The organism is Breoghania sp. L-A4, assembly GCF_003432385.1.
Taxonomy (GTDB): Bacteria; Pseudomonadota; Alphaproteobacteria; order Rhizobiales; family Stappiaceae; genus Breoghania.
This window is the reverse complement of the sequence record NZ_CP031841.1, coordinates 2,669,756-2,692,689: the sequence shown is the minus strand read 5'-3', so window position 1 is coordinate 2,692,689 and position 22,934 is coordinate 2,669,756. Positions and strand designations below refer to the sequence as shown.

Sequence of the window (22,934 nt, the reverse complement as noted above, 5' to 3'; positions counted from 1 at the left end):
GATGCTACGGTCAGGGAAACGCGGCGCAACAGCCGTAACAAGGCGCGAACGGCAATCCCTCGCGCCCATGTGACCAGGGACGAACCATGACCAATCCGCTGATCGATTGCGGCAAGCCGCTGTTCTTCAAGGCCAACAACCCTTCCGCTGTGGGACTTGACGCGCCGGACGTGCGCAAGGGCATGGCTGTGCGGCTCGCCGTGCGCTCGCTCTCGGTCATGCAGAAGGAAGCGCTGGTGCTCAACAGCCGCACGGGAACGGTGTGGCGTCTGGCGAGCGACGAGGGCGCCTATCTGGCCGGTCTCGACGAGGCGCCGTGCCCGCTGTCGTTCCTGACCACGGGCATGGTGTCGTCCTACATGAACGAGATCCTGGCGCTGGCCGAGATCCGCGGCATCGCCATCCGCTCGATCAAGCTGATCCAGGACAATTATTACACGATGACCGGCTCGGCCCTGCGCGGCACGATGATCGGCGGCGCCAAGGACATCGAGCTGGAGGCCGTCATCGACGCGGATGCCGATGCGGACACGCTGCACGCGCTGGTGCTCGACGCGGTGGCGGCCTCGCCGCTGAACGGACTGATGCGCAAGTCCGTCGAGAGCCTGTTCGCGCTGACGCACAACGGGACGGAGATTCCACTCGGCGACGCCATGCCGGTCGATGGCGAAACGCTGGCCGATCCGGGCGATCGTTTCGATGCCGCGGTTCCGGCGGATGGGGACTGGTCGACGCTGATCGTCAAGGGCGCGATGACGCCCATGACCGAGGAGACCGAGGGCTTTGCCGAGTCCAGCCTCCAGGACGAGCAGAACCGCCTGCTGCATGTGCGCGGCATCTGCACCCTGCGGCCCGACGGCATCAAGCAGATCGAGCAGCACCTGTACAATCCGCACGGCTCGATCTTCACCTATCTGTGCGAGGAGGACGAGGCAGACGGCGGCAAGGGCCGCGCGCCGGATGCGGCGAGCTACATCGCCGCCGGAATCGGCTTCTGCTTCATGACGCAGTTCGGGCGTTTCGCGAAGATCGCCAAAAAGGATCTGCGCGACTACCGCATCGTGCAGGACGCGCATTTCTCACTCGGCGGCGCCACGGCGAAGACCGGCAAGGCCGGCGAGGCAGATCCGCTGGAAACCCACGTCTATCTGCACACCGGCGAGGACGACGACTTCGCGCGGCACATTCTCGACATGTCGGAGAAGACCTGCTTCCTGCACGCCTTCTGCAAGGCGGAGCTGAAAGCCAAGGTAAAGATCACCCAGCCCGCACGCGCCGGATAGCGCGCGCTCCGGGAAGAGGGATGCGCATCACCGGCCGCATCGGGCTTGTAAATGCTGCGGGACGACAGGAACCCTGGAGCGCCTGCAGGGCTGGCATGGAGCGGGATCACTGGCAGGTGAAAGGGGGATGCGCCCGCAGCGCCGCGCCCGCATGGTCGGTCACACGCGTTCGGCAATGGCGATGGCAACCGGCGGACCCAAAGGCCTACCGGCACCGTTTGCTCTAGAAGCGGACCTGCTGGTCGAGCGGATTGGCCGCGCCGCTTTCCTGCTGCATGGCTTCCGTGATCGGCGCGCCTTCGAACAGCGCGATGTTGACGGTGTCCACGTCGGCGGAATCGGCCACATCGAAGGAATAGAAGTAGCCGCAGGAACTGGCGAGCGAGCCGATGCTCGGCGTCACCGGCGTGTTCTGCTTGCTCCAGCTCATGATCCCCTCGATCACCACGCCGCCCGAAGGTCCGGCGAGGCTGGCGCAATCGCGCGACGCGAAGCGCCGGTGGCCCGGAGCGTCGATGAGATCGGGGTAGCTCTGCGCCAGCTTGTCGATCACATGTTCGCGCGCAACCGGCTGGTTGAACTTGATCGTGCGAGTGATCGTGTGGATCTTCGTCTCCGCCTCATTGCGCGTATACGCGAGGGTCACGGTGTCCTTCAGGACGGCGTTCGACGTCTGGCAGGTAAGCTGCCGTCCCGTTTCCGTGCAGGCGCTGAACCCGGCCGCTTCCATCTTGGCGCGCGCGCCCGGCGCGTCGCCGCCCAGACGGATCCCGAGCACCTCCGGCGGCGTGCCCTCGAACGTGGCACCGCCAATGGCGCCGCCGTCGATTGTCGCGGAGGAAAACTGGTCCGTCAACGTTCCCGCATCGGCGGTCCGGCCCGATGTAGGATCCTGCATCGGCAGGTTGTAGGTGTCGCGCGGGGCGTTTTCCGGAAGTTCAACCCGCTGCGGCGCCGGCTGATAGGGCGGCGGGGAGGGGGGCATCTGGTAGTTGGCCTCGGTCGGGCTGACCGGCTCGTTCGTCCGCGAATACAGGATCGCGAGCTGCTCTTCAGACAGCCGTCCGGTCACGCGATGGCCGATCGAGGCCTGGAACTCGCGGATGGCGGTGCGGGTCTGGCGACCCATCGCGCCATCGACCGGACCCGGATCGAAACCGAGCATGCCGAGGCGCGTCTGGACCTCGACGGTCTCCTGGCGCACCCGCGCGCGCTCGGCGCGCGATGCCGCGGACTCCTGGGGCGTCGTGCGCCGCACGTTCTGCCGCCGTCCGCCATTGTTGTTGTTGCGGGTTGCGTGATCGATGATGGTCTTGCCGATCGCGCCCACCGCGACACCGGCGATGAACTCGCCAGCGCCCGCATGGGCCGATCCCGTGGTCAGGGCCAGAATGGCCGCAGCAATAGTGGCCTTTTTTGAAATCAGCATGACGCTCTTGCTCCGCGCACCCAATGTATAAAATTCGCCCTATAGTATCGGTCCCGTACGATAGAGGCAAGCAAAGCTCGTGCGTTTCGGGACATATAGTGAGTTGCTCCAGTGTCGGGGATTCGGTCCAACTTGCCGCAACAGCGGAGTATCGACGGGATGCGCCACCGGTCCCGCCCGCCCGGATGCGCAAGACGCGCGCTTGGGGCACGTCAGCCGGGGCGGCTGCGATTTTTTCCCTTGTCTGTTATATGGTGTACGCTTTCGACAGTGATTGTCGCCGTGACACGGCGCGGATTCGATTGCCCGGGGATCCGGACCCTTCAAGGCGCGCGCGGCGCAAGGATCAGGTAACAGAATGCGGTTTGGCTTTGTTTGTTTCTGTACGGCAATGGTTTGGCTGACGGGCATGGCATCGGCGCAGACACGCTGCCCCACCGACGAAACGGCGCTGCTCGAGGAGGCGGGCACGTCCGACAGTCTCGAGACGGTCGAGCACTATCTCAAATGCTTCCCCACCTCCGACAACGCCCCCGGGTGCGGACGCGGCAGAAGAAGTTGCGCGACGACGCGATGTGGAGCGAGGTGGATACGCTGAACACCGTCGCGGGCTATCGCGACTATCTGGTGCGCTATCCGAGCGGCCGCCACACCGACGAGGCCCGCGAGGCGATTGCCGCCCTCGGCCGGCTCTACCGCTATGACAACTGGGAACTTCTCGGCAGCGGCGTCGCGGTCTGGAACGACATCGACGTGAAGGGTTGCTACCAGAAGTGCAAGGACAATGACGCCTGCGCCGGGTTCAGCTATCTGGTCGCGCGCAACGAATGCCGCCACTTCGAGGAGGTCACGGGGCGCAGGTCAAACGACCGCGCCCTGTCGGGCACCCGCTCCAAACGCATTCCGGTGGCGCCCCCAGCGGAGGTCGCGGCTCCCGCCCGCCCGCGGTGCGCTTTCGGGTGGAGGCCAACAAGGACTACGACAACAGCGCCGCGCCTCACGCGGACATCGCCCGGATCGAAAACACCAGCCAGCTCGAATGCGAACGGGCGTGCGCCCGGCGCAACGACTGCAAAGCCTATACCCACAACACGAGAGCGCGGGTGTGTTTCTTGAAAAGTGGTGTCAGCCGCGTCAGGTGGTTCAACGGATCCATATCCGGCTTCAAGCTGGACCAGGGCTCCGGCCAGACGTCGGTTCCGGACACGTCCAGCATCCGCGCTGCGCCGCAGCCGGCTGGGATGCGGACGTTCCGGAACGTGGATCTGTCGAACGCCTCCAACCCGAATGCGGACTACCGGCGGTATCGTGGTGTCTCGCTGGAGCAGTGTTCGGAGATTTGCGGCCGCGACCGGCAGTGCAATGCATTTACCTACAACCAGATCTACGGGCCGACCTGTATCCTGAAAGCATCCTTCGAGAGACAAAAGCGCTATATTGGAGCCATCAGCGGCGTGAAGATGCCGTGAAGGCAGACGGGAGGTTGCTGGAGGACGTCCGCAGAACTTCATAAAGGTTACTGAATATTAACCAAAATGCCCTCGAATGGTATCGTTCTTGCGGATCGGGTTGACGATGGGCGTTTGAGACGGTCCTTGCTCCACGGGCCGGAACACTGCGCCTTTTGCGGAGTGTCGCAGCCGCTGGTACCAGAGCACCCGCCGGGGTCGGCAGGCGCAGTTATCGGGCGTTTTCGAACGCGCCCGGGATCGGGATGGCACAGTGACGCATTTCCGCATTGCCAGGGACGCACGACGCATTGGCCGCATTCTCTGCGCAACGCTGCTGTGTGCGCTGCCGGCGCTTGTGCCGGCCCAGACGTCAGCACTGGCGGACGGCACACAGGCGGGCCGGGCGCGATCCTCTATACCGGAAGCGTCAAGGCTGCCACGCCGACCGGGATACCGCACAGTCGGATTATTCGGGGTTTTCAGGACGTGCAGGGCGACATGCCGCCGCCGCGCCGGGTGCAAGCCAGGCGGCGCCTGCAGTGGACGGACCGGCCGCTGATTTTGACGTGACCGCGGAGCCCCGATTTCTTCCCGCCGGCGACGCAACGCTCGGCGTCTATTCGGACGAACCTGACCCGGCTGCGCCCCAGACAGGAACGGCTTCCGGACCTGGATCAGACATCGGATCGCTGATCAACGCGTCGCAAACCGGCGACACGCCCTTCGAACCCGAACTCTTCGACGGCCCGCCGGAGCTTCCGCCGGGCATGGCCAAGGCCGCGCTGCGGGGCGCGGGTCGCGCCGATACTGCTGCAGTTCCGGCGATTCCGAAACAGGCGGCGCTGACCCATGTGCCGCGCCCGCTCGCCAAACCCGCGCCCGGCGGCGCGCTCGACGTCGAGGCCCTGTCGCGGCAGATCGGGGCGATGCTGATCGTCGGGTTCAAGGGCACCCGGGCCGAGGACCCCGACGTGCAGGCGCTCGGCGAGTTGATCCGGCGCGGACGGCTGGGCGGCGTGATGTTCCTCAAGCACAACATCGTCAGCAAGAAGCAGGTCGTTGCGCTGACGGGTTATTTCCGCCGCCAGGCCGGCAGCCGCCCGGTCATCATCTCGGTCGACCAGGAAGGCGGGCACATCGAACGTCTCACCCGCGCCGCGGGATTTCGTGAGCGACCGTCGGCGGCCGAGGTCGGCGGCATGACCGAGCGTGCCGCGGCACGGCTCTATCAGGACATGGCCCTGGACCTGCGCTCCTGGGGCTTCAACATGAATTTTGGCCCGGTGCTGGACGTCAACGTCAACCGCAACAATCCGATCGTCGCGCGCTACGGACGCAGCTATTCGGCCGATCCCGCGGATGTGGCGCGGTTCGGCAGGATCTTCGTCGAGGCCCACCGCAAGGCAGGGGTGATGACGAGCGTGAAGCACTTCCCCGGCCACGGTTCGAGCACCAGCGACAGCCACAAGGGGTTCGTGGACATTTCCGGCAGCTGGAGCGAGAAGGAACTGACGCCGTTCCAGCAGCTCGCCCGCGCCCACGCGATCGACACGGTGATGATCGGACATCTCTACATCGACCGTTACGGCGCGCCGGGGGGCGGCGCCTGCCGGCATCCCTGTCCCCGGCCGTCGTCAACGGGCTGATGCGCACGACACTGGGCGCACGCACCGTCGCGATCACCGACGACATGGACATGGGCGCCATCCGGCGCAATTTCACCTTCGACGAGGCCCTCGCGCTGGCGGTCGGCGCCGGTGACGACCTGATCATCCACTCGAACCTGATCGAGAAGGATCCGGCGATCGCCGAGCGGATGCTCGATTCGATCCTCGGCGCGGCCATCTCAAGTCCGCAGATGCGCGACCAGATCGGGGCGGCCAATCGGCGGATCGCGCGGCTCCACAAGGCCATGGCGGGCGGCTGAATTCCCCGCGGTTACGGATCCAGGCCCGCCAGGGACAGTTCCAGGATGACTTCGCGGCTGCGATCCTCCTGTTGCGCCAGGCGGGTGCAGATGTCGGCGGACCGGCGCACGGACGCCGCAAGGGCCGGCATGCCACGCTGCTCCAGTTCGGAAACCAGTGCGCCCGCCTGTGCCTTGATCCGGTCGGGGTCGAACTCGTTCACCATGCGGACGATCAGATCGGAGTTGAAGCTGTTGAACTCGAACTTGGTTCCCTGAGCCTCGTCGTTCTCGCTCTCCATGACGATCAGATTGAGCCGGTCGAAACTGGCCGCGGCTTCCGGAGCCAGCAAGAGCTTGCGGCTGCGGATCTCGGTCTCCAGATGGCGGATGAATTGCAGCAGCTTGCCGCTGTTCATGAGCATGCTCGACAGGAGCCGGTCCTCGCGTTCGTTGCGGGATGCGTTCTCGAGCCGGATTGCCTTCTTCACCGTCGCGATGTTGGCGCGGATCTGTCGGTTGGCCTCGGTTTCCTCCATTTGCGACAACAGATTGACCGGATCTTCATCCGCTGGCAGCCGGCTCTGGCCGGCGCTGTCCCATTCGGACCGCAGGCGGTTGAAATCGGCCAGGTCGCTGAGCGCCGGACCCGAAATCGCGAGGCGGAAGCCCATGTCGCGGAGCGTCTTTTCCTTTCCCGTTGCCGGATCGAAATAGGGGTGCTCCGTGCGCATGGCGGAGCGCAGACCGCCCACGCCAGACAGGAAGGACCCGCCCTTGACGATGAAGCCGCCCGCAAGTCCGTGCAGCCGGCCCGCCTTGTTCAACTTGAAGGGCTCGAGCGTCATTTCGGAGGCGTTGCCATACATGTCGTGCAGGCCGATCGGATTGGGATCGAGAAGGCCGACCTCGTTGACGGAGCCGCCCGAGGACAGGTTGGCCCAGGCGTAGTTGTCGATCCGCGAGCTCATCGGAAACCGTTCCGCCTGGAAATCCGTGAGATTCACCGCGGCTCCCCCGCGCACCGCATATTCCCACTCCACCTCAGTGGGCAGCCTTGCGTAGAAGGCGCGGCTGCCGAGCAGCGCCTCCAGACTGTCGGCGGCATGTTCGTGCAGGTAGCGCGTCAGCCGGCGGCTGTAGTCCACCGCGTCGTACCAGCTGACGCCGGTGACGGCCTCGAACGCGTGCGCAGGGCTGGCGCAAGCCTCGCCGCGCACCGCCGCGTATTGCCCCACTGTGGTCTCGTATTTCGCCAGCAGATAGAAGCGGCTGCCGTCGGCCTTGAAGGCGCCGGAAATGAAGGCCGCGCGCGTGTAGTCGAGAAAGCCCTGTTCCTCGCTGGGCCAGCCGAGAAGAATGCGCCGGTCGTCGAGAACCGCCCCGCCGGTGCTGTCGTCCTCGGACTGGGGCGTCGACACCTTCCGGAAAACGATCTTCTGATCGCACGGCAGATCCAGGATCACGTCGTCCGCGAGCGGCTGTGGGTTCCAGCCCTCGTCCAGCGCCAACGCCTGGACGGAGACCGCCGCCAGCGCGCCCGTGCCCAGCAGGGCAGAGAGAGCGGTGCGCATGATGCGCCTGAAAACTGTCTCACGCATGTTCCTTCAACGCCTCCGAAGGCGGGATCTTCTTCAACCCCTGGAATTGCAGATGCCCGATGGTCAGCGTGAGGCCATAGGAGAGGGCGATGGCCACCACGATCGCCGACGCGCGCAGGTCGCAGATGCGACCATCGAACATGTCGGTCAGGTAGACCTGGTTGATGAACAGCGCGACCGCGGAGGCCGCGGAGAGCGACACCACCAGGCCCAGCGTCGCGATCAGGAAGATCTGGGTCATCGGATACATCGAGAGCTGGAACGAGGACATTCCGAGCAGCCGCATCAGGCTCAATTGCTGGCGGCTCTGGCGCAGCGTCGAGGCGATGTTGGCCATCAGCGACACCAGATAGCCGAGCACTCCGGCGATCGTGATGATCGCGAAAATGCCGTTCATCACCGCTTCCAGGCTCTTGACCCAGGTGATGTTGGCCGCGTTGCTCTTGGCCTTGAAGCCACGCTCGGACATGATCGCGTCGAGCGCGATGACTGTCTCGATCGACGCCGCATACAGGCGGACGCTGTCATGCCGGGCGATGCGTTCGGACAGCGGCGTGCCCGTAATGCCGCGCTCCGGTACCGCGTAATTGTCCGAAAACGCGCCGATCTGCGCGACGACCGGCTCGTCGAGCAGCGCCTCGAGCCCGCCGAGCAGACGCGCGGGGACGACCAGCGCGACCTCCAGATCGTAAGACAGCGCCTCGTCGTCGGAATTGCGGTAGCGCGAGGCGACGACCGTGTCCCCCACCGAGACCTTCAGCTTCTGCGCCAGCGATTCCGAAAGCCCGACCTGACCGGCCTCCAGCGGCGGAAAGCCCTCGGGCAGCAGCGGATCGCCGACCATCGACGGCCGGATGTCCGCCTCAACGAGATCGAACGTGTTCCCGCTGCGCGCGAATTCCATTTTCGCCGCCAGGCTGCGCGGGGCGCCCACCACGAACCCGACCTCGGGCCGGGCGCGCAGTTCGGCGATATCCGCGTCGGTCAGCGGCACGTTGCCCGAAACGTCGACGCGGAGGAACGCCGGGTCGCTGCGCAGATTGTCGATCATGCCTTCCACGACGCCCGACTTGAGGCCGTAGAGGATCAGCAGAGGCGTGAGGACGGCGGCGAGGCCGACGCAACTGACCACGACCGGCAGCGGGTTGCGCAGCATCGACTTGAAGGAAAGCTGGACCGGATAGAACATCATGGCACCACCCGGCCGGATCTGCGTGTGGATCGCGCCTCCACCGGTGCGTTGGTGATCATCGTTTCCATGCGCTGGTCGGCGGAGCGGCTGGCCAGCAGCAGGCGCGGCAGCTTGAAGTCGCTGGCGAGCGAGACGTTGTGGGTGATGATCAGCACCGCCGCTTGCTGCATGCGCGCGTATTCCTTCAGCAGACGGACCACCTTGGCGGCCATCTCGCCGTCGACGGAGCTGGTGGGCTCGTCGGCCATCACCAGCCGGGGCCGGTGGGCGAGGGCGCGGGCCACCGCGACGCGCTGGCGCTGGCCTCCCGAGAGATCGCGCGGCAGGGCCGCGCCGAGACTGTCGAGTTCGAGCCAGCTCATCAGGTCGTCGATCAGCGTCTCGTCCGGTGCCTTGGCCAGCTTTTGCGAAAAGCGGATGTTCTCGCGCACGTTGAGAAAGGGAAACAGCAGGTTGGTCTGGACGATGTAGCCGAAATGAAGCGCGCGCAGGCTGGTCAGCTTGTCCTCCCGCCGCTCGCGGAGCAGCGGCGTGAGATCGATGCGCGCGCTGCCGGTGTCGAGAAAGATCTCCTCGGTGCGATCCGGGCGCTGCGCCAGCGCCAGCATTTCCAACGCCGTGGTCTTTCCGACCCCGCTCTCGCCGACCAGCGCGTAACATTTGCCCGGATACAGGTGCGTGTCCGCGATGGTGATCTCGGAGACACGCTGGGTATCGCTAAGCCTGCGCATGGCGACACCGACGGAGAGAATGGGGCGGGCATTGCCGACCGGTTGCATGCCGCGGCCCGCCTAGGGCATCAGGCTGAGCGGCACGAGCGTCACGCGCTCGCCGTCAGGCACGTCCGGAACGAGTTCGATCCAGCGGTCCGCATCGTCGTGGATCTCGCGCAGGGCGATCAGGCGCGACCGCATCTGCTCGACGACGGCGTATTTCTCGGGCGCCGAGCGGCCGGCCCAATCCTCGGGCGTGATGTTGGCGATGAGGCTGGTGTAGGGCAGTCCCTCGAGATACTCGCCCATGAGATCGCCCAGCGTGCCCGCCGAGCGAACGTCCAGCCGGTCGCGTGAGATTCTCGCAGCCGCCTCGCGCAGGTTGGTGAAGAAATCGCCGTCGCCTTCGTTGCTGACCGTGCGCAGGCCCAGCTCTATGGCCTCTTCCATCACGTCGTGCAGCGTTGACAGCTGATTGCGGGTGATCAGCAGGAACGGCTGCAGTGGATGCGCGCGGCGGTCGATCGGGTCGCGATCCGTCACCCAGCCTTCAAAGATCTCGGGGACGGCCGTCTCCTCGGTGCGGCCAAGATAGGCAAGCAGCATGGCCCGGCCGATGCGCTGGGCCTGGCCCTCCGCCGTGGTCTCGTCTTCTTCGGTGATTTCGGCGAGTTCGCCGTCCATCGCCACCTGAACCTGGCCGGTCAGCGAGGTCGCTAGGTCCGAGATGCGCCGTTCCAGGGTCGCCGCGTCGCCTCCGTCGGCGCCGAAATAACTCTGATTTCCCTGGAACTGGGAGAGAGCGCGATAGGCGGCCTCGGCCGGCGTGTGGTCGAAGCGCCCCGACGCGGTTTTCAGGTGCATGGTGAAGATGCTGACTTTCTCTTCCTCGGCGCGCTGCTGCACCTCGGAAACGGCGAGCGCCCCATAGGCGGCGGCGTCACCAGATTCCCGGGGACCGGCGTCGGTCACCAGAATGATGTAGCGGCCGCCAAACGTGTCCCAGTTCATGGACTCGTCATTCAATGCGGTCTGGACCCCGGCGATCGCATCCTCGTTGAAGCCGCTGCTGTTGGAGGTGGCCGGCTCCATGTGGGTGATGGCCTCGAGGAACTTGTCGGGCGTGGAGTCCTCATTGAGCGGCAGGAATACCTTGGTGACATACTCGAGCTCCGGCACCAGCTCGGTGTTGTCGCGGAAACCGACGAGGCCGAATCGGAACCGCTCGCCCTCCGGATTGTCGGCGATCAGCGCGCTGAACCGCTCGATCGCCTTGCGCACCGCCTGGATGTAGGGATCCATCGACTTGGTGGTGTCGATGACGAAGGTGATGCCGACCTTGAAGTTGCGCAGGGCCTCGTCCCGGTCGACCGACCGCTTCGGCACGGGCCGGTTCTTGGGCAGGGAGGCGATCCGCAGCAGTTTCGAGCGGATGCGCGTCGTCGGCATGCGAAACTCATGCGCCTCGAGGATCGGCAGGATGTAGAGCTGCGAGGTGATGTCGACGTAGTTCTCTGGCTCGATCGAGACGACGGGATCCTCTGGCCGGAGTCCGCCTGCGATGGCGCCGGCGCGCAGTTCTTCAAGCACCGCAGCGATGTTCTCGTGCTCGAACAGGGCCTCGAACTCGGGACGGCTGCGGTAGATCAGTGTGCGCTCGCGGTTGGCGGGGTTGTTGAACCCCACGACGATTGACTGGCGCCATGGAATGGTGCGTTCCTTGGCCATCCAGCCCTCGGGGCCCTGGCTCGAGCTGCGGCCGACTTCCAGATACCGCTGGCCGTCGATGTCCTTGTCGTCCCAGACGTAGAAGATTTCGAAAGCCGGAAGGGTGTCGATCAGCGTTCCCGCACCGGGCTCGCTGTGAAGTTCCGCGTCCGGACGCGTGAGGATGCGCTCATAAAGCGTGCTCTTGCCGGGGATAAGCATCGGCTCGCGCGCCGAAAGCGCGGACGTTCCCGGAAAAAGCCAAACCAGCGCGAAGAGCGTCAGCACACCGCGAACGAAAATGGACAGGGCTGCGCCGGACCGCGCCGCCGCGTTGTGACTCGTCATGACGTTTCGTACCTGTTCCAGCATGTCGGCCCAATGTCTCGGTGTCCGCGCGACACCCGTTTACCTGCAATAAGTATCAGTCGAGAATGTTTCGAAATGAACCCGGTCCGCATCCGGGCCTGTTCCGCGAGCTCGCACAGCTTGCGCCGCAGCGGGCCGGCTTCCTCGGAGCCCGTCTCTTCCGCCGCCAGATAGTGGCGGGCTGCGGCCGAGGGATCCGGAATGGGGAAGGGGCTGCCCTCCCTGATGCCCGGATCGTACCATTTCCCGACCTGCAGGCTGGCCTCGGCCGACCCACGTTCGGCCGCGAGCGTCATGGCGCGGAAGCCGATGTCGTCGTCGTCGGCCGCCGCGGCTTCGACGGCCAGCGCGTGCAACTCGTCCGCATTGGTTCCGCCGTCGCGCAAGGTCTCGTAACGCTGGGCAAAGCTTGGCTGCGCTGGCGGTTCCGGCTCCGCGACGGTTTCCGGGACGGGAGTCGGCGAGATTACGGTCTGCTCGACCGGGGCCAGAGCCTGTCGCGCAGGAAATAGGCGGTGATGCCCGCGGCGAGCAGCAACAGCCCGGCCAGGAGCAGCCCGAGCCAGAGGTGCTTGCGAGGCCGCGGCTCGACCGGGAGCGTGAGCGGCGGGTCAATGGGCGGGTCCCCGACAGGCGGACCGGGACCCACCGGCGGCCTGTTGGGGCCCGACCCGCTGCCGGTGACCGGAGAGGCGGCGCGCGGGATGCCGAGGTCGACGGTCGCGCCCCCGAGCGCATCGGCGATATGCGGCCAGAAATGGCGTTCGCTGGTGCCATCGGGAAGCTGCACGGTCACGTCCTGGTCGAGCACCAAGTTCTGCGTCACCGCGGGCCCGTAGAGCAGCACGGTTTCGCGCTCGCCTTCCGTCACCCGCACCGGGGCGAGCACGGCCGGTTGCCCCTGCCAGCCATCCTGGCCGAGAAACGGCTTGTCGCCGTGGCGCTGCTTGATCGTGACGCCGGCGACCCCGCTCGCGGGGCCGGCGATGGCGATTTCCACAAATCCCGGCGTTCCGGCCGCCTCTTCGCGTACGCTGATCTTGCCCATGAGCTATCCGAGGCTCCGCGTGCCAACGCCGGGAAGCGTCTTGTTCAGGGTTTCCAGAATCGCGCCGACCTTGATGTTCTGTTCGACGTTGACGTTCAGCCCGTCGGTGGATTTGGCGTTCGCCTCCACCGTCGCGTGCAGCGCGTACATCCAGTCCGCCAGCGCCTCGTAGTCAAAACGAACGGCATTCAGGGACATCTGCGCCGCCGAATTGGCCGCCTGCCGAGGCACGAAGATCGGCCGCTGCGCACCGCCTTCGCCCGGCGCGCTCGGGCGCTCGTTCTCCGGCATCGCGTCGAAGCCGAAATGGCTGACGAAGCGGTTGATCACCGCGGCGGCCGCGAAGGTCGCCTTTTCCAGATACAGATCGATGTCCTCGCTGATGCTGCCCGACAGCCGCTTGATCATCGCCGCCACGTCGTCCACCAGATCCTTGCGCACGGCGGCGGCAGAGACCTCGCTCACCAGTTCTTGCGCCAGCTTCGGGTCGCCGCGGAAGAAGCGCGCGAGATGGCCGCCATCCGCCGAGGTGTACAGCACGTTCAGCCAGTGCTCGACCGCCGCCGAGGCAAGAAACTCGTCCGCCGTCTGGACGGAGCGGCCGCCATTCGCCGGCTTCTTCGCAGTCGGTGTGGGCGCCGGGGCGGCGTCCATGCCGGGGATGGGCGGCAGGCCGGGCAGGGGCGGAAGATCGGGGACCGCAGCCTCCTGCACGGGAGGGGCCTCGTCGGCTTCGTCGTCATGGCCGTTGGAGGCGCGGCGGTTGAACGCATCGTGAATGACGCTGGCAAACCCCTGTTGCGTGATCTGCATCGAGGCGAGGAGATCGGCGAAGCGGCGCTCCTGCGCCAGGCGCTGGATGTGGCGCAGGATCGTCTGGCTGACGAGAACGCGCTCCTTCAGCCGCTTTTCGATGTCGCTGTCGACGTAGAAGGGCGCAAGCGCAGCGGCGAGATCCTCGCGCAGCTTGCCGAGCCGGCCCGCGATCTGCTCTTCCTTGAGTTGCGGATGGCACACCGGCGCCAGCTGATCGGCCAGGAAGCTGACGCCGCCGTCGTTCAGCCGTAAGGCCTCATCGAAGGCCTTTGCCGGGTCCTTGAAGAATTTCTGGACCGACGGCTGCTTCAGGTAGCCCTCGCGCAGGCTGTCGATATAGGCCTGCTTCTGCGGCAGGATCGCCTTCTCGCTGCGGCCCTCGTATTCGATCATGAATTCGGACTTGATGCCTGGATTGCGCAGCCAGAAGCAGTTGTTGAACGCCTGGCCCGGCGTCCATTCCTCGGGCCAGGCATGGCTCTTGCCGAAAAAGCTCTCGATGGAGGAGAACAGGCGCGCCTTGAACCGCTCGCCCGGATCCTGACCTTCCTCGCCCGCCTTCTCGACGAAATGGGTGTCGAACCATGTCAGCATCAGAAACAGCACGACGGTCTTGCCGACGCGGTCCTGGGCCGTGGGGCCGTGGGTGACCGAAATCCAGTTGTCGATCATGTCCGGCAGGGTCACCACGTCCTGGTTGGAGGGCCGCACGCAAAGCAGCATGCTGGTCAGTTCCTGCTCGGCGACATAGCGGTCGAACAGATAGGCGACCTTGCCGCGCACCAGCAGCTCCTTGAGGGGGTCCTTGCCCTCTTCCTTCACGTAGGTGCGCAGGTCCAGTTTCTGGCGCTCGCGGGCGCCGGGAAAATCAAGCAGGTCGGTGGTGTCGAAGAATGCCCACGGCTTCTCGGTGATCGTGATGTGCAACTCCGCGACCAGGGCCGTGACCATGGGGCGGGGCAGGGAGATCGGCGCGCCGTCAAACGAGCGGATCTCCAGCATGGCCTGGTCTGGCTTGCCGATGCCGCCCAGCGTCTGCACGTCGATGATGCTTTCAGTGCGCGGCAGCAGCGCCGAAATCGGGCTGAAGGCGTCGGCCGCGAAGCCGAGCTGCGCCAGCGCCCGCGTCGCCTGCAGATAGATCGCCGTGAATTCCTCGATCCCGCCCCACAGCACGGAGAACAGGGCGCCCCGATCGGCGATGGACAGTTTCGGCGCGATCACGCTCGCCTCGTCCCAGAATCCGCGCAGCGCTTCGAGCGCGCGGGCGCCGTCGAAACTCTTCTCGAAATAGTTCTGCAGATCCCAGATGTCTTCCGTGACCAGCTGGTTTTCGCTTTTCGGCTGGTCGGCCATCCTCGACCGGCCGCGGTTGAGCGCGTCGGAGAGCTCGTCCGGCTCGATGGCGCCCAGCTTGCGCGGATCTCCGTCCATGAAGAACGAATTGCCGAGGATCTTGACGATGTCAATCTCCGACAGCAGGCGCAGGCACACCGGGTAACCCTCCGGCGACGGCAGCTGCCGCAGCGAGAATCGGGTAACGATGCCCGTGGATTCGCGCTCGCCGCCCGGGTTGATCTCGGAGATGAAATCCACGTCCTTGTGCCCGGCGAAGCGGGCCATCAGCGGGTCCTCGCCCTTGCGCGCGAGCACCGAGACCAGATAGGACTTGCCCGCCTGGCTGGGACCGAAGACGCCCACGCACATCGGCCGGTCCACGGCCTTGCCGATCTTCGAAACCTCGGTGGTCAACTGCCTCAGCCGTCGGTCGATGACCTTGCGCTCGAGACCGACGACCTTCTGGTTTTCCTCGTCATTGACCCAGGAAATGCCACGGCGTGCGGCATCCAGCGTCTCGTCGCAGAGCGTGTGCCAATCAGTCATGTGGTTGCCCCTGGTTCGTGCCGCCGAAACATGACGGTTCCCCTCGTGTGTCCCTGTCGCGCCCGCCGGCCCGCGTCATCGAGCCCAAGCCCGTCCGTGCGGTCGCCGCAGGCAGCGTCGTGCAATGCGCCTCAGGCAATCGTCAGAATGCCTGAATCCAGCCAGTATATTCCATCCGATCCCACCGGCGAGGTGTCGAGCTTCAGCTCCATCAGCCGCAAGACGTTCTTGCCGTCGCGATCGACCGCTGAGCTGATGCGGAACTCCTCGCTGGTCGCCTCGCTGTGCATGATGAGGTGATCGGGCGCATCCTCGTCGACGTCGAGCTCCTTGCGCTCCAGCGTCACCTCGATCGGCCGCTTGATCCGGCTTTCCGCACCCGTCTGCTTCAAACGCAGGCGATAAAGCGGCGCCGCCACCCAGTCGGGCCTCGGCAACTGGCGGTAGCCGATACGGATGGCGGTGTGGAAGCGGAACTCATGCTCCATGCCGTCGCCTGCCTCGGCGTCCAGATCGACGTCCGAGAAGAACAACCGCTCGTCGGTGACCACGCCGTCGCCCTCCATTTCGCCGATGAACCTGGCGGTCGAGCGCATCACCAGCCCGTCGGTGTAAAGGGTGAAATTCGTGAGCTGACCGGCCGTCAGCGCACACAGCATGCCGCCCACCACCGCCGTTGTCTTGGGATCCGCAATCAGGCTGCGCGCGCGCTGCCGGAACGGGTACCAGTTGCCGACGCGGTAGTCGCGGATCGGAATAATCCTGTCCACGGGGACGGAAAGCTGATTGCGGAATAACCCGATGACGCCGGGCAGGCAGGTCGGACGGCCGGTGAGCAGCACCGTGTCGACGTCGAACTTGTAGATGGCCTCGGAAATGTTGGAGAAGATTTTCTCGAAGGCCGCGCCGATGCATTCGGTGATGACGTCAGGATTGATCTGCACGACGACATCGCTGAGCGCGAAGTTCTCCGCCCCCAGGGAGGCCGCTTCGCGCTCGAGATAGTCGCGGGTGCGGCTGGGACTGAACAGGCGCGCGTCGTCCTCGTTGAAGAAGGACGCGAAGCCGCGCTCCACCGTGGTCCGGCCGACGCTTTCCTCTTCTTCGCAGATCGACAGGATGCCGAGAGCGACCGGGCGCAGCACGCGCAGGACGAACTGCCGGCGCAGGTGCTTGTCGATCTCGTCCATTCCCGGACTGTCGGTGAAGCGCTCGCGCAGGAAGTCGCGCGCGCCCATCAGGCCGCAGCTCTTCAGATGCGCCTCGATGGCGGGGATGACCGCCCGCTCGACGACGAGCTTCAACAAGTCGTCGCCGGCGCGGCGGAAGCCCTCGCGGAAATTCTGCACGGGCGTGATGGCCCGGTTGTCCTGCTGGAAATAGGTGGTGATCATCAGGTCGGTCGTACCGCCGCCGACGTCCACGCTGGCGATGCGCAGGCTTTTTTCCGGGGCCGCGCCCACCTGCTTGCCGGTGTGATCCATCTTGATCCTCGGCTTGCCGAGGATGTCGAAGAAGGACTCAATCGAGCCGCCGAGCTTCTGGGTGATCTCGCCGTAGAGATAGACGAGCTGGACGGAACTCGCCTCGTCCCAGGATGTGTGCACCAGGGGCATGGGCGGTGCGCCCGGTGTCTCCGCCGTCCAGCCCATCAGCGACCACATCAGCTTGATTGCGGCTTCCGTGCGGGTGCGGATGATGCGCTGTTCCTGCACCGGCGTGGCGCTGGGGATCGTCATGATGATCCGCCGCAGGACCCGCGGCGAATCCTTCTCGCGGTCGCGCCGCCGCACCGCGGGGTTGTTGATCATCATCATCGCCTGGGCGAGCAGCTCCAGCAGCATGAAGGTGAAGAAGGACGAGCGCGAGAACCGGAAACTGTCCGCGCTTTCGCGATCCTCCGGCAACACTTTCAGTCGAAGCCGGGAGATGTCTTCTTCGAGCTGCTCAAGCACATCGCCGCGATTGTTCACAAATTTGTAGAGGGAGCGCTCGATCAAGGGCGCGGCGCTGGCGCGCGACGTTCCGGGATCGGTGTCGCTGCTGTCGCGGAAACTCCAGTTCTGCATCACCGGGTCGACGTCCCACAGGTACCGTTTGGGCGAGGAAAGCCCGGTGGTCGCCTCGGTTCCCTCCGCATCCTCGCGGAACTGGGCGGCTTCCGGCCCGGTGCGCACGACGCTGGGCCAGAAGAAGGCGCGGCTGCGTGTGGACATGCGCGCGAACTGTTCAGGCCCGAATTCGGCCGGAACCAGCTCCACGAGGCTCTCGAACGGATCGCGGTAGACAAGCTCGGGGCGCGACAGGTTGCGCAGTTCCAGAACCAGCGACCGGTTGAGGTCGGTCGTTTCGTCGTTGGGGAACGACTGGATGAGGAGGCCGCAGGACCGTGCGTTGCCGATGTCGAGTACCAGATCCACGTCGATGGGCTTGAGATCGGGATCCGCGCTCACCGTGTCGACCAGGGTCACCTTGGCCGGCCTGAGGGTGTTCGCGAGAAAGCCGATGAAGGTCATGAACAGCGCGACATGCTCGAGCGCGTAGGGGAAATCGTCGTCGCGCAAGGCGCGGTTGGGATAGCGCGCTTTCTTGAAGTCGTGGTGCAGGCTGTGCAGCCAGTTGATCAGCCACGCCTGGGTCTCGACCGGCTCCGTGTCGCCAGGGCGTTCGATCCTGTTCGACAGGAACGCGGCGATGTCGCGCAGCCGGTGGACGAACCGGAATGACTCGCTTTGGCGGGAGTCGTCGGGGCTCAGGCCGAGATACGGCTGGTTCGGGCGCTGTTCGACCAGCGCCGTGTCGAAGGCGAATATGACGCGGTGGGTGAATTCCGTGTCGCCGTAGGTATTCCTGGTCTCGACGATCCGGGCGCGGACCCAGTCCATGGGGCCGGCGGCGTGGCGCTCGTTCTTCAGTTCGTCGGTTCCCGGCTCGATCTTCAGGAAGGGGACCGGAATCCACTTGTTGAGGAAGAAGCGAACCGCCTGGTCCTTGGTGACGTCATATTCCTCGTCGCCGGCTTCCGGCGCGTAGGGCGGATCGGCGTCGGGATAGTCGTCGTTCCAGTTGGGCAGCAGGCGATAGCGCTGCTTGCCGCTTTCATCAAGGGTGTCGGGGATCGGACGCTCGATGAACGAACGGGCGAAACGCGGCGTCGCGGCCATGTCGAACCCGTATTCGACAAATTGGATGCCGCTTTGGGGCGTCAAGGTGAAAGCCTCGCCCAGATCGACCAGTTTGTTCAACACGTCTGAAATCTCTCCCGTTACGCCCGCTGTCCGGCGCCCCTTCGATTGTCGCTTCCGATGGCCGCTCCGTCACCGGCGTCATTGCCGGCGCTCGCCCCCGTTACCGCTGCAATGTGCCGACCTCGACGGTCTGCTGTGGACGATCGAGCTGCCCCTCGACGAACCGGGGCTCGCCGTTGCCATCGCGGATGCGCACCCGGAACCGCACGGGGTAGCGCCGCGTACGCGTCTTGAAGTGGGTGACCCGGATCCGGTATTCGCCGGGATCCTGGAGCCCGTTTTCAAACGTGATGTTCTCGCCCGGCGGATTGCGCAGAGTGCCGTTGTTGGCGTTCGCGTCGATGTCGAGCGTGCCGCCGCACCCCTGGCGGGAACGGTAGTTGATCACCTGGCCGTTGGGGCAGACGACGGACAGATCGAGATCGTCGACGTTGCCCCATTGCAGTGTGACCTGGGCCTCGCCGCGCTGTTCGATCTCGAAATCGTCCCGCGGCGGCTCCACGACCGGCTCGGGATCTGTAATCGGCTCCGGCGGAACACAGGCGAGGCGGCGGCGCTCGAAATTCTCCCGCAGCACGCCGAGTTCGCGTTCGATCGCGATGGTCTGCAGCGTGGTGTCCTCAAGCTGGGTGTTGACCGTCTGGATGCAGGCGGCCCGGCCCGTCCAGCCAAAGACGATGTTGCCGAAGGGCGTACGCAAGCCGCAGGCCGGCAATAGATAGCTCACAAGCAGCATCAGCATCAGCAGGAAGGCGAGCGCGAGAAGGATCGGCAGTAGCCAGCGGCGCCAGAAGCCGCCGCTCTCGCGCACGTAGACGAAAGGCACGCTGTGGACCGTGGAGGCCGCCACGCTTGCCGCGGCGGGCGGCGCTGCACGGGCCGCTGCGGCAGCCGCGACCTCGCCGGCGACAGGCGGCGCCGGCGGTTGCTCGGCATCGGCGGATCGCCGCCGCGGGCCGGGGCGGGGACGGCGCAATGTCTGTCCCCGTGCGGTGATCTCGAAGGGTCCGGTGGCGCTGGCCTCGTGCGAGGTGTGGCCCCAACCGACCAGCAGCGGCTGGAACCCGCTCTCAGCACTGCCGATGGCCCAGATATAGTCCTCTCCGGGAATGGTGATGGCGTTGCGCAGGGCCGTGGCCAGCGCTTCCCGGTTGGCGGTGCCGCTGCTCTCGATACGATCGATTTCCGCCTGGATGTTGGCGATCATCTCCTCGAGCCTGTCGCGCACCGCCTGCGCCTGATCGGCCGGCAGCGCCGAGATCGGCCGCACGTCTTCGTCCGTGTCGACGAACCAGTCGATGCCGCTGCCGTCCTGCGACGGCACCGGTTCGGCCAGCAGCGCCGCGTAGTCGTCAGAGAAATGCCGCGACAGGATCGAGGCGATGCGCGACTGCGAGCGCTCGGCGACGCTTCCGATGGCGCGCATGCCCGAGGTCGGGGTCCGGGTCACAAAGACACTCATTGGCCCGTCCCTCCTGCGGCCGAGGGATCGAACGGCGGCGGCGGCGGAACCGAGTCCGGCGCGACCAGTCCCGGTCCGAGCGGGGTGCTCGGCAGCGGGCTCGCCGGCGCCTCGTCCGGTTCGGCGTCAGAGTCGGCTTGCGGACCGGGTGGGGTGGCCGCCGCATTCGGCGCGGCGGCGGCATCATCGGGCGCCTGCATGTCGGTCGCCGCCGGATCCGGCAAGCCATCGGCCTCCGGTGCCGGCAACGCGGCTTCCGGCGCGGAGGGGGCCTCAGGCGCAGTGGCGTTCGGGACCGCGTCCGGTTCGGCCGTGGTGACCGGCGATGCGGAAGCATCCGGCACGGCAGCGGCGGCCGGCGGCGTATCGGGAACGGTGGGCGGAGCCGCCGCCACGGCAGCCGGGCGTGCCGAGCAGGCGTTGGGCTGGACGGCAACGTCGATGTTGCTGCGCTGGAGGAAGGCCAGGAGGTCCGATGCCCCCAGGGCGAAGTTGAGCCGCAGCGCGTTCTGGCTGTCGGTTCTCGTAAACGTGTTCACGCCGACGATGCGGCCGCAGAGATCGGCCAGCGGTCCGCCGCTGTTGCCCGGGATATGGTTGCCGAGTGGGCGAGCAGCCGGATGCCGTTGGCGCCTTGCTGCTCGGCCGTGATACTGCCGGTTGTGACCGCCAGGCTGATGTTGCGCAGACGGCTCATGTCGCCGCCGCGGAAGGAGGCGACAAAATTCTGGTCGCTCGAGATGATGAACGAGGGGTACCCCGCCGCCACGACCGGCGTCAGCCGCTCGCTGTGCGGCGTCAGCGCCACGGGCACGATGCCCGTGGCGGGCTCTGCCAGTTCCAGAAGCGCGAAATCGTCGCTGCCAATATCCGAACTCGCCGAGCGATTGACGATGCGGACCGGCTTGGGGCTCGACAGCGTGCCGTTGGAGACCACGATCTTGCCGTCGCGAACGTTCTCGATCACGTGGAAATTGGTGATCACGTGACGGGACGTGACGAAGAAGCCGCTGCCGGTCGATACGCCGTCCGGCGTCGAGCCGACGACAAACACGGTGGCTTGTTCGAGCCGTTCCAGCAGCTCGGTATTGTCCAGGTGGTGGCTGCCGTCCCCAGGGGCCGCCTCAGTGCGCGGAGCGGGCTGCGTGGCATCGGGCAGCGCGGTCCCGTCTGGCGGGGTCGCCTCCGCAACCGCGGGGGCATGCCGGTCCCCGGCGTCGGCTGGATCGGTGCCGTCGGGCCGACGGGCGGCACCCGCAGTCCGGTTTCCAGAACACCCGGGGCGAGGCGGCAGACATCCTCGTCGGACAGGTCCTGCAATTCGGTTATCTGCTCGCGCAGCGAGCGGTTGATCTGGCGCCGCGCGGCAAGGGCATCATCATCGGTGATGCGCGCGCTGCGCGCCGGCTGCGGGTAGATGAGATTGCCCGGCCACAGCGCATAGACCACGAACAGCAGCAGCAGCACCACGAGCCCGATCAGCGTGGCGAAGGCGCTGTCCCGCCAGACGGACGGCCGCTCCACGGCCACATGGGCCGGCGCGCCATCGACGACGGTTGTTTCGCGGTGCGTCTCCCCACCGGGACCGGCCGGCTCAACGGCATCCGCGTCCGCCGTGCCATAGCTGTCGGAGGGCAGGGCATCGGCGTCCTGCGCGTCGCCGGACGTCTCATCGGATCCTTCGGCGGATCCTTCGGCTGCGGCCGCAGTGGCCGCTCCGGTCAGCACGGCGGCGCCCGCCACGGCAGCCGTTGCCACGCCGGCAGCACCGGCGCCGTCCTGCGGCGTCGCAAAGGCGGGTTCGTCCACGGCCAGCTCCGGCCGGATCGACGGGGGAAGATAGGGCCCGACCGTCGCCGCGACATGTGCGGCATGGCTGTCGGAGTCCGCGGCGGCGGCTTCCGGCACCATACCCCAGTTGATGATTACAGGCTGGCCGCTGACGACATGCAGGGATTCGGGCGTCAGCACATTGAGGGCGGCGCGCAGGAATCCTTGCACTGCCGGCGAGCGCGTTTCGGCCAGCCGGCGCAGGATGACCTCGAGCCGGGCGGTGGCGGTCAGCTGCTCGGCTGCGGGAAGGCTCGCGAGCGGCGCGGGCGTGCCCGATACATCCGTGTACCAGGTGATCGTATCGATGCCGGCGTCCGGCCTGACCACGCGCTCGGGCAGCGCGAAGAGCGACGCCGCCTCGCCGCCGCCGGCTTCGTACAGGGCTTCTGCCGCCTCGGGAAAGATCGAAACCGCTTCCACGCCATTGATCGTGGTGAGGGCGGCACCGGATGCCTTGCAGCTTCCGATGATGAAAATATGCTTCGAACCGATCATGAAAAATGATGCGCCCGTGCCCGGCCTCAGGAAAACTACAGAGGCATGATTTCAACAAAGCCCCGTTGCGTCAATTTAAAAATGGGGGCCCAAAATTCGAAAAAGCCGAAGAAAACGAATTATTTAGTCATGGTGCCTAGGTGCCGCGGCCCGTGCCGTGCGCCCCCGAAAAACCATCCCGCCTTCCCCCGGCCCGCATTCCTACGGAGGCGGCCTTGCAAGTCGCAACCGACACGCACCCACCATTCCCGAGCCCGAGTATGTCATGGCTTGGGGCGCAGTTCAAAGCGTCAGCGCGGCAGCCTGCCGCCAGGCTGCATGCCGCCGCGTCGGCTCGCGCGGATACAAGAGACCGTAACGGATCCGCAGCAATACAAGGATGACGGCGGGAATCCGGGCGAGGGGTGCAAGCGCCGCCGGTCAGAAGCTCGGGATCAAGGAAATCGACGACGGCATTTGGCGCGTCAGCTTCATGCACTGCGATCTGCGACATACCG

18 protein-coding genes are annotated in these 22,934 nt (G+C 66.0%); 5 read left to right on the top strand and 13 right to left on the bottom strand.

What is annotated here, in order from left to right; translation table 11 throughout:
- The first annotated feature begins 86 nt into the window (after window positions 1-86).
- Window positions 87-1,283 (top strand): OsmC family protein, encoded by a 1,197-nt coding sequence (locus tag D1F64_RS12315; protein WP_117412693.1) that lies wholly within the window; start codon window positions 87-89, stop codon window positions 1,281-1,283.
- A gap of 223 nt (window positions 1,284-1,506) precedes the next feature.
- Here the strand turns inward: D1F64_RS12315 and D1F64_RS12310 are convergent, their stop codons facing one another.
- Entirely contained in the window at window positions 1,507-2,712 is a 1,206-nt protein-coding gene (locus D1F64_RS12310; protein ID WP_117412692.1) for a peptidoglycan-binding domain-containing protein, read from the bottom strand.
- Window positions 2,713-3,270: 558 nt separating this feature from the next.
- Between D1F64_RS12310 and D1F64_RS24595 the strand changes: the two genes are divergently transcribed.
- From D1F64_RS24595 to D1F64_RS25095, 4 genes are all read left to right on the top strand, one after another.
- Window positions 3,271-3,828: a PAN domain-containing protein gene (locus D1F64_RS24595; RefSeq protein ID WP_248304442.1), complete on the top strand. Its 558-nt coding sequence runs from the start codon at window positions 3,271-3,273 to the stop codon at window positions 3,826-3,828.
- A gap of 143 nt (window positions 3,829-3,971) precedes the next feature.
- Window positions 3,972-4,181: a PAN domain-containing protein gene (locus D1F64_RS24590; RefSeq protein ID WP_248304441.1), complete on the top strand. Its 210-nt coding sequence runs from the start codon at window positions 3,972-3,974 to the stop codon at window positions 4,179-4,181.
- Window positions 4,182-4,729: 548 nt separating this feature from the next.
- Complete coding sequence (locus tag D1F64_RS25100) at window positions 4,730-5,809, top strand: glycoside hydrolase family 3 N-terminal domain-containing protein (RefSeq protein ID WP_117412690.1); 1,080 nt, start codon at window positions 4,730-4,732, stop codon at window positions 5,807-5,809.
- Window positions 5,809-6,090 carry a hypothetical protein gene (locus D1F64_RS25095; RefSeq protein WP_117412689.1) on the top strand — a complete coding sequence of 94 codons (282 nt, stop codon included), beginning with the start codon at window positions 5,809-5,811 and terminating at the stop codon, window positions 6,088-6,090. Before D1F64_RS25100 ends, D1F64_RS25095 begins: the two co-directional genes overlap by 1 nt.
- Window positions 6,091-6,101: 11 nt before the next feature.
- On the opposite strand, the gene D1F64_RS12285 is transcribed toward D1F64_RS25095, so the two are convergent.
- The 12 genes from D1F64_RS12285 to D1F64_RS23375 form a co-directional block, all read right to left on the bottom strand.
- Window positions 6,102-7,670 carry an SUMF1/EgtB/PvdO family nonheme iron enzyme gene (locus tag D1F64_RS12285; RefSeq protein WP_117412688.1) on the bottom strand — a complete coding sequence of 523 codons (1,569 nt, stop codon included), beginning with the start codon at window positions 7,668-7,670 and terminating at the stop codon, window positions 6,102-6,104.
- Window positions 7,663-8,862 (bottom strand): FtsX-like permease family protein, encoded by a 1,200-nt coding sequence (locus D1F64_RS12280; protein WP_117412687.1) that lies wholly within the window; start codon window positions 8,860-8,862, stop codon window positions 7,663-7,665. Before D1F64_RS12280 ends, D1F64_RS12285 begins: the two co-directional genes overlap by 8 nt.
- Window positions 8,859-9,641: an ABC transporter ATP-binding protein gene (locus tag D1F64_RS12275; RefSeq protein WP_117412686.1), complete on the bottom strand. Its 783-nt coding sequence runs from the start codon at window positions 9,639-9,641 to the stop codon at window positions 8,859-8,861. Before D1F64_RS12275 ends, D1F64_RS12280 begins: the two co-directional genes overlap by 4 nt.
- Window positions 9,642-9,653: 12 nt before the next feature.
- Window positions 9,654-11,630: a vWA domain-containing protein gene (locus D1F64_RS12270; protein WP_162901510.1), complete on the bottom strand. Its 1,977-nt coding sequence runs from the start codon at window positions 11,628-11,630 to the stop codon at window positions 9,654-9,656.
- Window positions 11,627-12,037, bottom strand: a complete 411-nt coding sequence (locus tag D1F64_RS12265; RefSeq protein ID WP_117412684.1) for a hypothetical protein — start codon at window positions 12,035-12,037, stop codon at window positions 11,627-11,629. Before D1F64_RS12265 ends, D1F64_RS12270 begins: the two co-directional genes overlap by 4 nt.
- 80 nt (window positions 12,038-12,117) lie before the next feature.
- Entirely contained in the window at window positions 12,118-12,699 is a 582-nt protein-coding gene (locus D1F64_RS12260; RefSeq protein ID WP_117412683.1) for a hypothetical protein, read from the bottom strand.
- A gap of 3 nt (window positions 12,700-12,702) precedes the next feature.
- On the bottom strand, window positions 12,703-15,399 hold the full coding sequence (locus D1F64_RS12255; RefSeq protein WP_117412682.1) for a virulence factor SrfC family protein: 2,697 nt from the start codon (window positions 15,397-15,399) through the stop codon (window positions 12,703-12,705).
- A gap of 131 nt (window positions 15,400-15,530) precedes the next feature.
- Window positions 15,531-18,647, bottom strand: a complete 3,117-nt coding sequence (locus tag D1F64_RS12250) for a virulence factor SrfB (RefSeq protein ID WP_117412681.1) — start codon at window positions 18,645-18,647, stop codon at window positions 15,531-15,533.
- A 100-nt stretch (window positions 18,648-18,747) separates the two neighbouring features.
- Window positions 18,748-20,109 (bottom strand): hypothetical protein, encoded by a 1,362-nt coding sequence (locus tag D1F64_RS12245; RefSeq protein WP_162901509.1) that lies wholly within the window; start codon window positions 20,107-20,109, stop codon window positions 18,748-18,750.
- Window positions 20,106-20,648 carry a hypothetical protein gene (locus D1F64_RS12240; RefSeq protein WP_117412679.1) on the bottom strand — a complete coding sequence of 181 codons (543 nt, stop codon included), beginning with the start codon at window positions 20,646-20,648 and terminating at the stop codon, window positions 20,106-20,108. The genes D1F64_RS12245 and D1F64_RS12240 overlap by 4 nt, the downstream gene beginning before the upstream one ends.
- Window positions 20,645-21,163: a serine protease gene (locus tag D1F64_RS12235; RefSeq protein WP_162901508.1), complete on the bottom strand. Its 519-nt coding sequence runs from the start codon at window positions 21,161-21,163 to the stop codon at window positions 20,645-20,647. The genes D1F64_RS12240 and D1F64_RS12235 overlap by 4 nt, the downstream gene beginning before the upstream one ends.
- On the bottom strand, window positions 21,091-22,437 hold the full coding sequence (locus tag D1F64_RS23375) for a hypothetical protein (RefSeq protein ID WP_162901507.1): 1,347 nt from the start codon (window positions 22,435-22,437) through the stop codon (window positions 21,091-21,093). Before D1F64_RS23375 ends, D1F64_RS12235 begins: the two co-directional genes overlap by 73 nt.
- Window positions 22,438-22,934 lie beyond the last annotated feature (497 nt).

Coding starts and splice junctions, on each gene's coding strand:
- D1F64_RS23375 (WP_162901507.1), bottom strand. CDS start 22,437: ATGATCGGTTCGAAGCATATTTTCATCATCGGAAGCTGCAAGGCATCC.
- D1F64_RS12285 (WP_117412688.1), bottom strand. CDS start 7,670: ATGCGTGAGACAGTTTTCAGGCGCATCATGCGCACCGCTCTCTCTGCC.
- D1F64_RS25095 (WP_117412689.1), top strand. CDS start 5,809: ATGCGCACGACACTGGGCGCACGCACCGTCGCGATCACCGACGACATG.
- D1F64_RS12260 (WP_117412683.1), bottom strand. CDS start 12,699: ATGGGCAAGATCAGCGTACGCGAAGAGGCGGCCGGAACGCCGGGATTT.
- D1F64_RS12275 (WP_117412686.1), bottom strand. CDS start 9,641: ATGCAACCGGTCGGCAATGCCCGCCCCATTCTCTCCGTCGGTGTCGCC.
- D1F64_RS12280 (WP_117412687.1), bottom strand. CDS start 8,862: ATGATGTTCTATCCGGTCCAGCTTTCCTTCAAGTCGATGCTGCGCAAC.
- D1F64_RS12255 (WP_117412682.1), bottom strand. CDS start 15,399: ATGACTGATTGGCACACGCTCTGCGACGAGACGCTGGATGCCGCACGC.
- D1F64_RS12245 (WP_162901509.1), bottom strand. CDS start 20,109: ATGAGTGTCTTTGTGACCCGGACCCCGACCTCGGGCATGCGCGCCATC.
- D1F64_RS12310 (WP_117412692.1), bottom strand. CDS start 2,712: ATGCTGATTTCAAAAAAGGCCACTATTGCTGCGGCCATTCTGGCCCTG.
- D1F64_RS12315 (WP_117412693.1), top strand. CDS start 87: ATGACCAATCCGCTGATCGATTGCGGCAAGCCGCTGTTCTTCAAGGCC.
- D1F64_RS12270 (WP_162901510.1), bottom strand. CDS start 11,630: ATGACGAGTCACAACGCGGCGGCGCGGTCCGGCGCAGCCCTGTCCATT.